Origin of the sequence: Gilliamella sp. wkB7 (genome assembly GCF_001693435.1) — a bacterium.
Lineage (GTDB): Bacteria > Pseudomonadota > Gammaproteobacteria > Enterobacterales > Orbaceae > Gilliamella > Gilliamella apicola_N.
In genome coordinates this window covers 1812168-1824217 of sequence record NZ_CM004509.1, presented here as the reverse complement: position 1 = coordinate 1824217, position 12050 = coordinate 1812168, and the positions used below count along the sequence as shown (strand labels likewise).

The following is a 12050-nucleotide window of genomic DNA, read 5'->3' as shown; positions in this document are numbered from 1 at the left end:
TTAATTATACCTCAATTATTTCTTGATTGGCTTACGCGGTCCCTTACGGGTACGAGCGTTAGTCTTAGTGCGTTGACCACGAACCGGAAGTCCACGACGGTGACGCATGCCACGATAACAACCAAGGTCTAATAAACGCTTGATACTCATAGTTACTTCACGACGCAAATCACCTTCAACTGTGAATTTAGCGACTTGTTCACGTAACTTTTCAATCTGATCTTCAGATAGTTCTCTGATCTTAACATGTTCTGGAATACCAGCTTCAGCACAAATTGTCTTAGCGCGGGTATTTCCAATACCATAAATTGCTTGTAATGCAATTACAGCATGTTGCTGATCAGGAATGTTAATGCCTGCTATACGGGCCACTATGCACTCCTTTATTGTTAATGTTTAGTAAAATCACTATACTGAAAAGCCCGTTTTCAGGATACTCAAACAGCGATTTTACAAATAAATTTAGGCTGGCTATTCTAGCCAGCTTTACTATACTTTGGCAAGTAAAATATGCAAAAGTTACAACTTCGCAACCAAATAATTAGCCTTGACGTTGTTTATGTTTACCTTCAACGCAAATAACACGAACAATGCCATTACGTTTAATGATTTTACAATTTCTGCATAATTTCTTGACTGAAGCACGAACTTTCATGTTTTTCTCCGTAACTTCTGGCTAACTTATCGGCCGTAGCCTTTAAGGTTCGCTTTCTTTAACACTGACTCATAACGATTCGGCATCATTAAAGTCTGTACTTGTGCCATAAAATCCATGATTACAACAACCACAATTAATAAAGAAGTTCCACCAAATTGAACCGGAACTTTCATTGCACTTGTCATAAACATTGGAACCAAACATACAAAAGTAATGTAGATTGCGCCAACCAGCGTTAAACGAGTCATTACTTTGTCGATATATTTAGATGTTTGTTCACCTGGACGGATACCTGGAATAAATGCACCAGATTTTTTTAGCTGATCTGCTGTCTCTCTTGGGTTGAAAACCAACGCCGTATAAAAGAAACAAAAGAAGATAATCGCTGCTGCAAAAAAGATTATATATAATGGTTGATCATGAGAGAAGTATTGTCCGATAAGAACAATGATATATCTCCATCCTTCACCATCTCCTTGAAACCAAGAAGCCATCATTGATGGTAACATAACAATTGTTGAAGCAAATATTGCAGGGATAACGCCTGCCATATTGATTTTTAATGGTAAATGTGTGCTTTGTGCCGCATAAACTCTACGACCTTGTTGACGTTGAGCATAATTGACAACGATACGACGTTGACCACGTTCAACAAATACAACAAAATAAGTCACACCAACCACTAATGCTGCCACGACTAATAATAAAATCGGATGCAATGAACCAGAACGAGCTTGTTCAATCGTTTCATAGATTGCATGAGGAAGACCTGCAACGATACCAGCAAAGATAATGATTGAAATACCATTACCTACACCGCGTTCCGTGATCTGTTCACCCAACCACATAAGAAACATAGTGCCAGTAACTAAGCTAACCGATGCAATAAAATAGAAAGAAAATCCTGGATCAATGACCACTTGACCATAACCAGGAATATTAGGTAAACCAGTCGCAATACCAACAGCTTGTATCATCGCCAAAGCCAATGTGCCGTAACGAGTGTACTGACTAATTTTCTTACGACCTGACTCACCTTCTTTCTTCAATTCTGCAAGTTTAGGGCTAATGGCCGTTAATAATTGCACAATAATTGATGCAGAAATATAAGGCATTATCCCTAAAGCAAAAATCGAAGCACGGCTTAAAGCACCACCAGAGAACATGTTGAACATACCTACAATACCATTAGATGATGCTTGTTCTAGTAAGTCCGATAACGCTTTAGTATCAATACCAGGAACCGGAACGTAAGAACCAAGACGGAAAACAATAAGCGCTAAAAGCACAAATAATAAACGTCTTTTAAGCTCGCCGCTACCGCCTCGTGTACTTTGAAAATCTAATCCTGGTTGCTTTGCCATCTTTCTAATTATTCCTCAATTTTTCCGCCAGCAGCTTCAATTGCAGCTTTAGCACCTTTAGTCACTCGAATACCGCGAACAGTTACAGGTTTAGTTACTTCACCAGATAACATAATTTTTGCGTACTCGATTTGTGAATTAATCACATTAGCGACTTTTAAGCTATTTAGGTCAACAATATCACCTTCAACTTTCATTAAATCTGAAAGACGAACTTGAGCTGTAACTTGAGCTTTACGTGAGGTAAAACCAAATTTTGGTAAACGACGATATAAAGGCATTTGACCACCTTCAAAGCCGCGACGTACGCCACCACCTGAACGAGATTTTTGACCTTTAATACCACGAGTACCAGTTTTACCTAATCCAGAACCAATGCCTCGACCTACACGTTTAGGTGCATGCTTTGAACCTTCAGCAGGAGATAAAGTATTTAAACGCATTACTATTACTCCTCAACTTTAACCATGTAATAAACTTGGTTTACCATACCGCGAATCGCAGGAGTATCCTCACGCTCAACAGTATGACCAATACGACGTAATCCTAGACCAACTAACGTTGCTTTATGCTTCGGTAGACGACCAATAGAACTACGAGTTTGTGTAATTTTAATTGTTTTTGCCATGGCTAATTACCCCAAAATTTCTTCGACGGTTTTACCACGTTTAGCAGCAACCATTTCTGGTGATTTCATATTTTCTAAGCCATCAATCGTCGCACGAACCACATTAATTGGGTTAGTTGAACCATATGCTTTAGCTAGAACGTTACGAACTCCTGCAACTTCTAAAACAGCGCGCATTGCACCACCAGCGATGATACCAGTACCTTCTGATGCTGGTTGCATATAAACACGAGACCCAGTATGAGCACCTTTAACTGGATGCTGTAAAGTATCGTTATTTAAAGCAACATTAATCATATTACGACGTGCTTTTTCCATTGCTTTTTGGATTGCTGCAGGCACTTCACGTGCTTTACCATATCCAAAACCTACGCGGCCATTACCGTCACCAACTACTGTTAGTGCAGAAAAACTAAAAATACGACCACCTTTTACGGTTTTAGAAACTCGGTTAACTGCGATTAATTTTTCCTGCAGTTCACCAGCTTGTTTTTCGATGTTTGACATCTTTAACTCCTACCTTAGAACTGTAGGCCAGCTTCGCGAGCAGCATCTGCTAGCGCCTGAACTCGACCATGATATTGGAAACCTGAACGATCAAATGAAACTTCTTTGATATCTTTCGCTAATGCACGTTCTGCAATTGCTTTACCAACTGCTGCCGCTGCATCTTTGTTTCCAGTGTATTTTAAACTTTCACTGATAGCTTTTTCTAACGTAGAAGCTGCTGCCAGTACTTCTGATCCGTTTGGTGCGATAATCTGCGCATAAATATGACGCGGAGTGCGGTGAACCACCAAGCGAGTTGCAAGTAGTTCATGCATCTTGCGACGCGCTTTAGTTGCACGACGGATACGAGCTGATTTCTTATCCATAGTGTTACCTTACTTTTTCTTAGCTTCTTTAGTACGCACAACTTCATCTGCGTAACGAACACCTTTACCTTTATAAGGCTCAGGACGACGATAAGCACGGATATCTGCTGCAACTTGTCCAATTAACTGTTTATCCGCACTTGTTAGTACGATTTCAGTTTGTGAAGGACATTCAGCTTTTACACCAGCTGGTAATTCATGTTCAATTGGATGAGAATATCCAAGAGATAAACCAATCGCATTACCTTTAACTTGTGCACGATAGCCGACACCAACTAACTGAAGTTTTTTAGTAAAACCTTCAGTAACACCAATAACCATTGCGTTAACCAATGCACGTGCAGTTCCAGCTTGAGCCCAAGCATCTGCAAAACCATCACGAGGACCAAATTTAATTTGACCTTCTTCTTGATTAATTACAACAGCATTATTTATTGTGCGAGATAACTCGCCATTTTTACCTTTAATCGTAATTACCTGACCATTGAGTTTTACCTCTACGCCAGCAGGAACAACGACAGGTGCTTTTGCAACACGAGACATTTTTTTCTCCCTTACGCTACGTAGCAGATAATTTCACCACCAAGACCTGCTTGGCGTGCTGCACGATCAGTCATAACACCTTTAGAAGTAGAAACAACTGCGATACCTAGTCCAGCCATAACTTTTGGCAATTCATCTTTACGTTTATAAATACGTAAACCTGGACGGCTAACACGTTTAATACTTTCTACAACAGCTTTACCTTGGAAATATTTTAAAGTAATTTCCAATTCTGGCTTAGTGTCACCAACAATTTTAAAGTCCCCGATATAACCTTCTTCTTTTAGCACATTGGCAATTGCCACTTTTAGCTTAGAGGAAGGCATGGTGACTGCAACTTTATTCGCAGCTTGACCGTTACGAATACGGGTCAACATATCTGCTATAGGATCTTGCATGCTCATCTATAACACTCCCCTGATTACCAACTTGCCTTTTTAAGACCAGGAATCTCACCACGCATGGCTGATTCACGAACCTTAATACGGCTTAAACCAAACTTACGAAGGACGCCATGAGGACGACCAGTTTGACGACAACGACGACGTTGACGTGATGGACTAGAATCACGAGGAAGCGTTTGCAATTTAAGCACTGCATTCCAACGATCTTCATCTGATGCATTAAGATCAGAGATAATCGCTTTTAATTCTTGACGCTTTGCAAAATATTTTTCTGCTAGCTTTACGCGTTTTTTGTCGCGTTCAATCATTGATTGTTTAGCCATTATGCCCTACCTTACTTACGAAATGGGAAGTTAAAGGCAGATAATAAAGCTCGGCCTTCTTCATCTGATTGTGCAGTAGTAGTGATAGTAATATCTAAACCACGAACACGATCAACTTTATCATAATCGATTTCAGGGAAAACGATTTGTTCACGAACACCCATGCTATAGTTACCACGACCATCGAAAGATTTCGCGCTTAAACCACGAAAATCTCGAGTACGAGGAAGAGCAATATAAACTAGACGTTCAAAAAATTCCCACATGCGTTCGCCACGTAAAGTGACTTTACAACCAATAGGATACCCTTGACGGATTTTAAAACCAGCAACTGATTTGCGTGCTTTAGTGACTAGTGGTTTTTGACCACTGATTGCAGCTAAATCTGCAACAGCATTATCTAATAATTTTTTATCAGTAATTGCTTCACCCACACCCATATTCAAGGTGATCTTTTCGATCCGAGGGACTTGCATGACAGATTTGTAGCCAAACTGTTCTTGCAGTTTATTTACTACCTGTGCTTTGTAGTAATCATGCAGTTTCGCCATCGTACACTCCAAATTACTTATTTGATTAATTCATTAGTAGACTTATAAAAACGGACTTTTTTACCGTCTTCAATACGAAAGCCTACGCGATCTGCTTTGCCTGTAGCTGGGTTGAAAATTGCTACGTTAGAAACATTAATAGCTGCTTCTTTCTCAACAATTCCACCATCTTGATTTAATGCAGGTACAGGTTTTTGGTGTTTTTTCACCAAATTAATACCTTCAACAATCACTTTGCCTGTAGACAAAACGCTTTTTACTTTACCGCGTTTACCTTTATCTTTACCAGTTAACACGATAACTTCATCTTCTCGACGGATTTTCGCTGCCATTACCCGCTCCTTACAGTACTTCTGGTGCTAATGAAATGATCTTCATAAACTTCTCAGAACGAAGTTCACGAGTGACCGGTCCAAAAATACGCGTACCAATCGGTTGCTCACTGTTATTATTTAAAATAACACAAGCATTACGATCGAAACGAATGACAGATCCATCAGGGCGACGAACACCTTTTCTAGTACGCACTACCACAGCTTTAAGTACATCACCTTTCTTAACTTTACCACGTGGAATTGCTTCTTTGATAGTAACTTTGATGATATCACCTACCGCTGCATAACGACGGTGCGATCCACCGAGAACCTTGATACACATTACGCTACGTGCGCCAGAGTTATCGGCAACATCTAGCCTAGTCTGTTCTTGGATCATTTTAATGCTCCGTATAAATTAATTATTGTCTAATCTACCTTCATCCACCTCAACTTCCATGGATAAGAATAGACAACCAAAAACCCACTTACGTGAGGGCGCATAGTATAACACCACTCAAATAAAATGGATAGCATAAAATAAACGGCCGTCGAGCCGTTTATTATATTATGTGCAGTTTTTAATCAAATAGATTAACTAACCGCTTTTTCAACGATTCGAACAAGAGTCCAAGATTTAGTTTTTGATAATGGACGACACTCTTTAATTTCTACAGTATCACCAATACCACACTCGTTGTTTTCATCATGTACATGCAATTTAGTCGTACGTTTAATGAACTTACCATATAACGGATGCTTCACTTTACGTTCAATAGCTACAGTAATAGATTTATCCATTTTGTCGCTAATAACACGACCTTGCTGAGTACGAATTTTTACTTCAGTAGTCATATTACGCACCCGCCTTCTCAGTTAATAACGTTTTAACTCGTGCAATATTACGACGCACTTGTTTTAACATATGAGTCTGTTTCAACTGACCCCCAGATAATTGCATACGTAAGTTAAATTGCTCACGTAATAAATTAAGAAGTTCAGTATTTAACTCTTCAACGCTTTTTTCGCGTAGCTCTTTTGCTTTCATTTACATCACCGTCTTAATCACAAAGGTGGTTTTAATTGGCAGTTTTGCAGCTGCCAACGCAAATGCTTCACGAGCAACTTCTTCCGGTACTCCGTCCATTTCATAAAGGACTTTACCTGGTTGAATCTGAGCAACCCAGTATTCAACGTTACCCTTACCTTTACCCATACGCACTTCAAGTGGTTTTTCAGTAATTGGTTTATCAGGGAAAACTCGAATCCAGATTTTACCTTGACGCTTAACTGCACGAGTCATTGCACGACGTGCCGCTTCGATCTGGCGCGCAGTCAAACGACCACGACCCACAGCCTTAAGACCGAATGTACCGAAACTAACGTCAGTACTTACAGCAAGACCACGATTGCGGCCCTTGTGCACTTTACGGAATTTTGTACGCTTTGGTTGTAACATCAGCGACGCTCCTTATTGTTTTCGGCCTTTGCGCTGCTTTTTCGGTTGAGCAGCAGGTTGTTTCTCTGCTTGTTCAACGGCAGCCATACCACCAAGGATCTCACCTTTGAAGATCCACACTTTAACACCAATAATACCATAGGTTGTTAATGCTTCAGACAAACCATAGTCGATGTCAGCACGTAATGTATGTAAAGGTACTCGACCTTCACGATACCATTCACTACGAGCGATTTCAGCGCCGCCTAAACGACCACTTACTTCAACTTTGATACCTTTAGCACCCGCTTTCATTGCGTTTTGAACCGCACGTTTCATAGCTCGGCGGAACATAACACGGCGTTCTAACTGAGAAGTAATGCTGTCAGCAACTAATTTAGCATCAAGTTCAGGTTTACGAACTTCGGCAATATTAATTTGTACTGCAACATCACGTTTTTCTCTCTTGTCTTTATATTTATTGACAATAGAAGCTACGGCATTACGTAATTTTTCAACGTCCTCACCTTTTTTACCAATCACAATACCTGGACGAGCAGTGTGAATAGTAATGCGAACGTTAGTTTCTGCTGAACGATCGATTACAATCTTAGAGATTGATGCTTGTGCTAATTCTTTGTTCAAGAATTCACGCACTCTAAAATCACTTTCTAAATTATCAGCGAATGTCTTTGTACCCGAATACCATGTAGATGTCCAAGGCTTGACGATGCCTAGTCGGATACCATTTGGATTTACTTTTTGACCCATTGCTATTCTCCAGCCTAGCGATCTGAGACGATCACGGTGATGTGACTCGTACGCTTCAAAATTCGATCTGCACGACCTTTCGCACGAGGCATAATACGCTTCATGGTTGGGCCTTCATCTACGAAAATTTTCGCAACTTTTAGATCATCAATATCAGCACCATCGTTATGCTCTGCATTAGCAATAGCAGATTCTAATACTTTTTTAACAAGTACAGCCGCTTTTTTATTGGTGTACGTTAAAATATCAAGTGCCTGAGACACATTCTTACCGCGAATAAGATCTGCAACTAAGCGAACTTTTTGCGCAGAAGAACGAGCGTGGCGATACTTTGCAATTGTTTCCATCTCTTTCTCCTACTTATTTCTTCTTAGCTTTCTTATCAGCCGCGTGGCCGCGATAAGTACGAGTCGGCGCGAATTCACCCAATTTATGACCAACCATTTCGTCGGAAACATAAACTGGAACGTGCTGACGACCATTATGGACAGCGATGGTCAAACCGATCATATTAGGAAAGATCGTTGAACGACGGGACCAAGTACGAATTGGTTTCTTGTCCCCGCTTTCCACCGCTTTCTCTACCTTCTTCAGCAAGTGTAGGTCAATAAAAGGACCCTTCTTGAGAGAACGTGGCATAGCTAATCCTCTATATTAATTATTTCTTATTGCGACGGCGAACAATATACTTATCAGTACGTTTGTTGCTACGCGTTTTCAATCCTTTGGCTTTTTGACCCCATGGAGACACAGGATGTTTACCAAAGTTACGACCTTCACCACCACCATGTGGATGGTCTACCGGGTTCATTGCTGTACCACGAACAGTAGGACGAACACCACGCCAACGCGCTGCACCCGCTTTACCTAATACGCGAAGCATATGTTCTGAGTTACCAACTTCACCAATGGTGGCTCGGCAATCAGATAACACTTTACGCATTTCACCTGAACGTAGACGTAATGTTACATAAGCACCATCACGCGCAACGATTTGAACATAACTACCAGCAGAGCGAGCAAGTTGTCCGCCTTTACCTGGTTTCATTTCAATATTATGCACGGTAGAACCGACTGGAATATTGCGCATCGGTAAACAGTTACCTGTTTTAATTGATGCATCAACACCAGATTGGATCTGATCACCTGCTTTTAAGCCTTTAGGCGCTAAAATATAACGACGTTCACCGTCTTTATATAAAACCAATGCAATATTTGCACTACGGTTTGGATCATATTCCAAACGTTCAACAACTGCTGGAATACCATCTTTATTACGCTTAAAGTCAACAATACGATAATGTTGTTTATGACCACCACCGATATGACGGGTAGTGATACGACCATTATTATTGCGACCACCAGTTTTGCTTTTTGAATCAAGCAACGGTGCATAAGGCTTACCTTTATGCAACTCTGGGTTAACCACTTTAACAACGTGGCGACGACCCGGAGATGTAGGTTTACACTTAACAACTGCCATTGTTCTTACTCCTCCGAATTACTCAGCGACGCCAGCAAGGTCTAAATTTTGACCTTCTGCTAAAGTAACGTAAGCTTTTTTCCAGTCGCTACGGCGACCGATTTGTTGACCACGACGTTTAACTTTGCCTTTAACAACAAGTGTATTAACGCCATCTACTTTAACTTCAAATAGTTGTTCAACTGCGGCTTTAATCTCTCTCTTAGTAGCATCTTTAGCAACTTTCAATACTAATGTATTTGTTTTTTCCATTGAAATAGATGCTTTTTCAGAAATATGTGGTGCTCGCAGGACTTTAAGCAGACGCTCTTCACGAATCATGCTAACATCTCCTCTACTTGTTTAACAGCATCAACAGTGATAACCACTTTGTCAAATGCAATCAAACTAACTGGATCAATACCTGCCACATCACGCACATCAACTTTATGTAAGTTACGTGCTGCTAAGAAAAGATTTTCATCAACATCAGAAGTAATAATAAGAACATCATTAAGGTTCATATCATTTAATTTCTGAGTTAATAATTTAGTCTTAGGTGCTTCAACAGTGAATGTTTCAACCACAACTAAACGTTCTTGACGCACTAATTCAGAGAAAATACTCTTTAATGCACCACGATACATTTTACGGTTAACTTTTTGGCTATGATCTTGTGGTTTTGCTGCAAATGTCACACCACCACTACGCCAGATTGGGCTCTTAATAGAACCTGAACGAGCACGACCTGTGCCTTTTTGACGCCATGGTTTTTTACCTGAACCAGCGATTTCTGCACGAGTTTTTTGTGCGCGAGAGCCTTGACGAGCAGCAGATGCATAAGCAACAACTACTTGGTGAACTAACGCTTCATTAAACTCACGTCCGAAGGTAGTTTCGGAAACAGAAAGCGCTTGCGCGTCTTTTACTACTAATTCCATCTCTATCTCCTCGACGTTAAGCCTTGATTGCCGGTTTAACAATTACGTCACTATTGATTGCGCCTGGAACAGCACCTTTAATTAATAAAAGGTTACGTTCTGCATCAACACGCACAATATCTAAGTTTTGAACAGTTACACGTTCATTACCTAAGTGACCTGCCATTTTACGACCTTTGAACACTTTACCTGGAGTTTGGTTTTGACCGATAGAGCCATGACCACGGTGTGCCAAAGAGTTACCATGAGTTGCATCTTGAGTACGGAAATTCCAGCGTTTAGTTACACCAGCATAACCTTTACCTTTAGATGTTCCAGTAACATCAACTTTTTTAACGTCAGTGAAAATATCAACGTTAATACTTTGACCTACAGTAAATTCGCCTTCTTCAAAACGGAATTCCCATAGACCACGACCAGCTTCAACGCCAGCCTTAGCGAAATGACCTGCTTCAGGTTTATTTACGCGGCTTGCTTTTTTGCTGCCAGTAGTAACCTGAATAGCTTGATAACCATCATTCTCAAGAGTTTTAACTTGAGTAACGCGGTTGCTTTGAACTTCTACTACGGTGACGGGAATAGAAACACCTTCTTCAGTGAAGATTCGTGTCATTCCCACTTTACGACCGATTAAACCAATCATTGTTTCGACCTCTCAATCATTCAGCTTAGGATTAACCTAAACTGATCTGCACATCAACACCGGCAGCAAGATCTAGACGCATTAAGGCATCAACTGTTTTTTCAGTTGGCTCAACAATATCAACTAGACGTTTGTGAGTGCGAATCTCATATTGATCTCGCGCATCTTTATTTACGTGCGGAGAAATCAATACAGTGAAACGCTCTTTGCGTGTCGGTAATGGAATAGGACCACGAACTTGCGCACCTGTGCGCTTCGCAGTTTCTACAATTTCAGCAGTTGATTGATCAATCAAACGATGATCAAACGCTTTTAACCGGATACGGATTCTTTGGTTCGACATGAGACCAGAGCTCCATTATTTAAAAGTTATAACAAAAGACTACTCCTCCTACCCTGTTTCGATTGACAGGAGAGTGTAATCCGTTCTTTTCGTAACCCCCAAATCGGGAGTATTGTTGATATAATTCAATACATTATATATTAACTATATCTTTATACGCATTTGCTGTTGAAAAATCAACAAACAAAGTGCGTCAATTATACGTAAATTATAAATGAATGCAAGGAGTAATTAATAAAGTATGTAGATAATTATTTAACTAACAAACATTTTTTAAATAATAGGTATAATTACGAGTTTTGACGCTTGAAGAGTGAATTTAATTACAATATATCATTCTTCAAACATCCTTTTTTAAAATAGATTATTTAAGGAAAGAAAAGCGCTTTGCAGAAATTTAAATCAAATTGTGATAGATAAAACCGCCATTATGGCGGTCTTTTTAATGCTCTTCTTTGGCATGATTTAAACTATATCTTGGAATTTCAACTTCAAGATCTTCATCAGTAACTCGAGCTTGGCAACTTAATCGACTATGAGGCTCGACTCCCCAAGCTTTATCAAGCATATCATCTTCTTGCTCATCACTTTCTTCTAGCGAATCAAAACCTTTACGAACAATACAGTGGCACGTTGAACATGCACAAGACATTTCACATGCATGTTCAATTTCAATATCATTACGAAGTGCAACTTCTAAAATAGATTCACCTTCTTCAGCTTCAACTGTTTTGCCTTCAGGACAAAGATCAGCATTAGGTAAAAATGTAATTTTGGGCATAATAATCTCGT

The 12050-nt window shown here is 40.0% G+C and carries 25 protein-coding genes; all 25 read right to left on the bottom strand.

All coding sequences use genetic code 11. From position 1 onward, the window contains the following. Positions 1 to 15: 15 nt before the first annotated feature. Entirely contained in the window at positions 16 to 372 is a 357-nt protein-coding gene (gene rpsM / locus A9G17_RS08035; protein WP_025314404.1) for a 30S ribosomal protein S13, read from the bottom strand. A gap of 169 nt (positions 373 to 541) precedes the next feature. Next, positions 542 to 655 (bottom strand): 50S ribosomal protein L36, encoded by a 114-nt coding sequence (gene rpmJ, locus A9G17_RS08030; RefSeq protein WP_025314403.1) that lies wholly within the window; start codon positions 653 to 655, stop codon positions 542 to 544. A gap of 26 nt (positions 656 to 681) precedes the next feature. Beyond that, positions 682 to 2022, bottom strand: coding sequence for a preprotein translocase subunit SecY (gene secY / locus A9G17_RS08025; RefSeq protein WP_065738255.1), 1341 nt, complete (start codon positions 2020 to 2022; stop codon positions 682 to 684). 8 nt (positions 2023 to 2030) lie between these two features. Continuing rightward, a complete protein-coding gene (gene rplO / locus A9G17_RS08020; RefSeq protein WP_039127711.1) occupies positions 2031 to 2465 on the bottom strand; it encodes a 50S ribosomal protein L15 in 435 nt (144 codons plus the stop codon). 5 nt (positions 2466 to 2470) lie between these two features. Next, a complete protein-coding gene (gene rpmD, locus A9G17_RS08015; RefSeq protein ID WP_025314400.1) occupies positions 2471 to 2650 on the bottom strand; it encodes a 50S ribosomal protein L30 in 180 nt (59 codons plus the stop codon). Positions 2651 to 2656: 6 nt separating this feature from the next. Then, complete coding sequence (gene rpsE / locus A9G17_RS08010) at positions 2657 to 3157, bottom strand: 30S ribosomal protein S5 (RefSeq protein ID WP_025314399.1); 501 nt, start codon at positions 3155 to 3157, stop codon at positions 2657 to 2659. Between the two features lie 14 nt (positions 3158 to 3171). Further along, a complete protein-coding gene (rplR, locus tag A9G17_RS08005) occupies positions 3172 to 3525 on the bottom strand; it encodes a 50S ribosomal protein L18 (RefSeq protein WP_025314398.1) in 354 nt (117 codons plus the stop codon). Positions 3526 to 3534: 9 nt separating this feature from the next. Then, positions 3535 to 4068, bottom strand: a complete 534-nt coding sequence (gene rplF, locus A9G17_RS08000; protein WP_065738254.1) for a 50S ribosomal protein L6 — start codon at positions 4066 to 4068, stop codon at positions 3535 to 3537. A gap of 11 nt (positions 4069 to 4079) precedes the next feature. Then, positions 4080 to 4472, bottom strand: a complete 393-nt coding sequence (gene rpsH, locus A9G17_RS07995; RefSeq protein WP_039129274.1) for a 30S ribosomal protein S8 — start codon at positions 4470 to 4472, stop codon at positions 4080 to 4082. Positions 4473 to 4489: 17 nt separating this feature from the next. Then, a complete protein-coding gene (gene rpsN / locus A9G17_RS07990) occupies positions 4490 to 4795 on the bottom strand; it encodes a 30S ribosomal protein S14 (protein WP_025314395.1) in 306 nt (101 codons plus the stop codon). Between the two features lie 11 nt (positions 4796 to 4806). After that, positions 4807 to 5346: a 50S ribosomal protein L5 gene (gene rplE / locus A9G17_RS07985; RefSeq protein WP_025314394.1), complete on the bottom strand. Its 540-nt coding sequence runs from the start codon at positions 5344 to 5346 to the stop codon at positions 4807 to 4809. 17 nt (positions 5347 to 5363) lie between these two features. Then, positions 5364 to 5678 carry a 50S ribosomal protein L24 gene (rplX, locus tag A9G17_RS07980; protein WP_065738253.1) on the bottom strand — a complete coding sequence of 105 codons (315 nt, stop codon included), beginning with the start codon at positions 5676 to 5678 and terminating at the stop codon, positions 5364 to 5366. 10 nt (positions 5679 to 5688) lie between these two features. Next, positions 5689 to 6060, bottom strand: coding sequence for a 50S ribosomal protein L14 (gene rplN, locus A9G17_RS07975; RefSeq protein WP_025314392.1), 372 nt, complete (start codon positions 6058 to 6060; stop codon positions 5689 to 5691). A 194-nt stretch (positions 6061 to 6254) separates the two neighbouring features. After that, positions 6255 to 6515, bottom strand: coding sequence for a 30S ribosomal protein S17 (gene rpsQ, locus A9G17_RS07970; protein WP_025314391.1), 261 nt, complete (start codon positions 6513 to 6515; stop codon positions 6255 to 6257). Between the two features lies 1 nt (position 6516). Then, a complete protein-coding gene (rpmC, locus tag A9G17_RS07965; RefSeq protein WP_025314390.1) occupies positions 6517 to 6708 on the bottom strand; it encodes a 50S ribosomal protein L29 in 192 nt (63 codons plus the stop codon). Beyond that, a complete protein-coding gene (rplP, locus tag A9G17_RS07960; RefSeq protein WP_025314389.1) occupies positions 6709 to 7119 on the bottom strand; it encodes a 50S ribosomal protein L16 in 411 nt (136 codons plus the stop codon). A 12-nt stretch (positions 7120 to 7131) separates the two neighbouring features. After that, positions 7132 to 7869 (bottom strand): 30S ribosomal protein S3, encoded by a 738-nt coding sequence (rpsC, locus tag A9G17_RS07955; protein ID WP_025314388.1) that lies wholly within the window; start codon positions 7867 to 7869, stop codon positions 7132 to 7134. A gap of 14 nt (positions 7870 to 7883) precedes the next feature. Then, the gene (gene rplV / locus A9G17_RS07950; RefSeq protein ID WP_025314387.1) at positions 7884 to 8216 is read right to left on the bottom strand and encodes a 50S ribosomal protein L22; all 333 of its coding nucleotides are present in this window, start codon (positions 8214 to 8216) and stop codon (positions 7884 to 7886) included. A 13-nt stretch (positions 8217 to 8229) separates the two neighbouring features. After that, the gene (rpsS, locus tag A9G17_RS07945; protein WP_024496505.1) at positions 8230 to 8508 is read right to left on the bottom strand and encodes a 30S ribosomal protein S19; all 279 of its coding nucleotides are present in this window, start codon (positions 8506 to 8508) and stop codon (positions 8230 to 8232) included. A 19-nt stretch (positions 8509 to 8527) separates the two neighbouring features. Further along, positions 8528 to 9352 (bottom strand): 50S ribosomal protein L2, encoded by an 825-nt coding sequence (gene rplB / locus A9G17_RS07940; protein ID WP_025314386.1) that lies wholly within the window; start codon positions 9350 to 9352, stop codon positions 8528 to 8530. Positions 9353 to 9370: 18 nt separating this feature from the next. Further along, complete coding sequence (gene rplW / locus A9G17_RS07935) at positions 9371 to 9673, bottom strand: 50S ribosomal protein L23 (protein ID WP_025314385.1); 303 nt, start codon at positions 9671 to 9673, stop codon at positions 9371 to 9373. Continuing rightward, positions 9670 to 10272, bottom strand: a complete 603-nt coding sequence (gene rplD / locus A9G17_RS07930; protein ID WP_025314384.1) for a 50S ribosomal protein L4 — start codon at positions 10270 to 10272, stop codon at positions 9670 to 9672. Before rplD ends, rplW begins: the two co-directional genes overlap by 4 nt. Before the next feature lie 16 nt (positions 10273 to 10288). Next, positions 10289 to 10915: a 50S ribosomal protein L3 gene (rplC, locus tag A9G17_RS07925; RefSeq protein ID WP_025314383.1), complete on the bottom strand. Its 627-nt coding sequence runs from the start codon at positions 10913 to 10915 to the stop codon at positions 10289 to 10291. A 31-nt stretch (positions 10916 to 10946) separates the two neighbouring features. Continuing rightward, positions 10947 to 11258: a 30S ribosomal protein S10 gene (gene rpsJ, locus A9G17_RS07920; protein WP_006120582.1), complete on the bottom strand. Its 312-nt coding sequence runs from the start codon at positions 11256 to 11258 to the stop codon at positions 10947 to 10949. A gap of 442 nt (positions 11259 to 11700) precedes the next feature. Continuing rightward, entirely contained in the window at positions 11701 to 12039 is a 339-nt protein-coding gene (fdx, locus tag A9G17_RS07915; RefSeq protein ID WP_065738252.1) for an ISC system 2Fe-2S type ferredoxin, read from the bottom strand. Between the last annotated feature and the right edge of the window lie 11 nt (positions 12040 to 12050).

Coding starts and splice junctions, on each gene's coding strand:
- rpmJ (WP_025314403.1), bottom strand. CDS start 655: ATGAAAGTTCGTGCTTCAGTCAAGAAATTATGCAGAAATTGTAAAATC.
- secY (WP_065738255.1), bottom strand. CDS start 2,022: ATGGCAAAGCAACCAGGATTAGATTTTCAAAGTACACGAGGCGGTAGC.
- rplO (WP_039127711.1), bottom strand. CDS start 2,465: ATGCGTTTAAATACTTTATCTCCTGCTGAAGGTTCAAAGCATGCACCT.
- rpmD (WP_025314400.1), bottom strand. CDS start 2,650: ATGGCAAAAACAATTAAAATTACACAAACTCGTAGTTCTATTGGTCGT.
- rpsE (WP_025314399.1), bottom strand. CDS start 3,157: ATGTCAAACATCGAAAAACAAGCTGGTGAACTGCAGGAAAAATTAATC.
- rplR (WP_025314398.1), bottom strand. CDS start 3,525: ATGGATAAGAAATCAGCTCGTATCCGTCGTGCAACTAAAGCGCGTCGC.
- rplF (WP_065738254.1), bottom strand. CDS start 4,068: ATGTCTCGTGTTGCAAAAGCACCTGTCGTTGTTCCTGCTGGCGTAGAG.
- rpsH (WP_039129274.1), bottom strand. CDS start 4,472: ATGAGCATGCAAGATCCTATAGCAGATATGTTGACCCGTATTCGTAAC.
- rpsN (WP_025314395.1), bottom strand. CDS start 4,795: ATGGCTAAACAATCAATGATTGAACGCGACAAAAAACGCGTAAAGCTA.
- rplE (WP_025314394.1), bottom strand. CDS start 5,346: ATGGCGAAACTGCATGATTACTACAAAGCACAGGTAGTAAATAAACTG.
- rplX (WP_065738253.1), bottom strand. CDS start 5,678: ATGGCAGCGAAAATCCGTCGAGAAGATGAAGTTATCGTGTTAACTGGT.
- rplN (WP_025314392.1), bottom strand. CDS start 6,060: ATGATCCAAGAACAGACTAGGCTAGATGTTGCCGATAACTCTGGCGCA.
- rpsQ (WP_025314391.1), bottom strand. CDS start 6,515: ATGACTACTGAAGTAAAAATTCGTACTCAGCAAGGTCGTGTTATTAGC.
- rpmC (WP_025314390.1), bottom strand. CDS start 6,708: ATGAAAGCAAAAGAGCTACGCGAAAAAAGCGTTGAAGAGTTAAATACT.
- rplP (WP_025314389.1), bottom strand. CDS start 7,119: ATGTTACAACCAAAGCGTACAAAATTCCGTAAAGTGCACAAGGGCCGC.
- rpsC (WP_025314388.1), bottom strand. CDS start 7,869: ATGGGTCAAAAAGTAAATCCAAATGGTATCCGACTAGGCATCGTCAAG.
- rplV (WP_025314387.1), bottom strand. CDS start 8,216: ATGGAAACAATTGCAAAGTATCGCCACGCTCGTTCTTCTGCGCAAAAA.
- rpsS (WP_024496505.1), bottom strand. CDS start 8,508: ATGCCACGTTCTCTCAAGAAGGGTCCTTTTATTGACCTACACTTGCTG.
- rplB (WP_025314386.1), bottom strand. CDS start 9,352: ATGGCAGTTGTTAAGTGTAAACCTACATCTCCGGGTCGTCGCCACGTT.
- rplW (WP_025314385.1), bottom strand. CDS start 9,673: ATGATTCGTGAAGAGCGTCTGCTTAAAGTCCTGCGAGCACCACATATT.
- rplD (WP_025314384.1), bottom strand. CDS start 10,272: ATGGAATTAGTAGTAAAAGACGCGCAAGCGCTTTCTGTTTCCGAAACT.
- rplC (WP_025314383.1), bottom strand. CDS start 10,915: ATGATTGGTTTAATCGGTCGTAAAGTGGGAATGACACGAATCTTCACT.
- rpsJ (WP_006120582.1), bottom strand. CDS start 11,258: ATGTCGAACCAAAGAATCCGTATCCGGTTAAAAGCGTTTGATCATCGT.
- fdx (WP_065738252.1), bottom strand. CDS start 12,039: ATGCCCAAAATTACATTTTTACCTAATGCTGATCTTTGTCCTGAAGGC.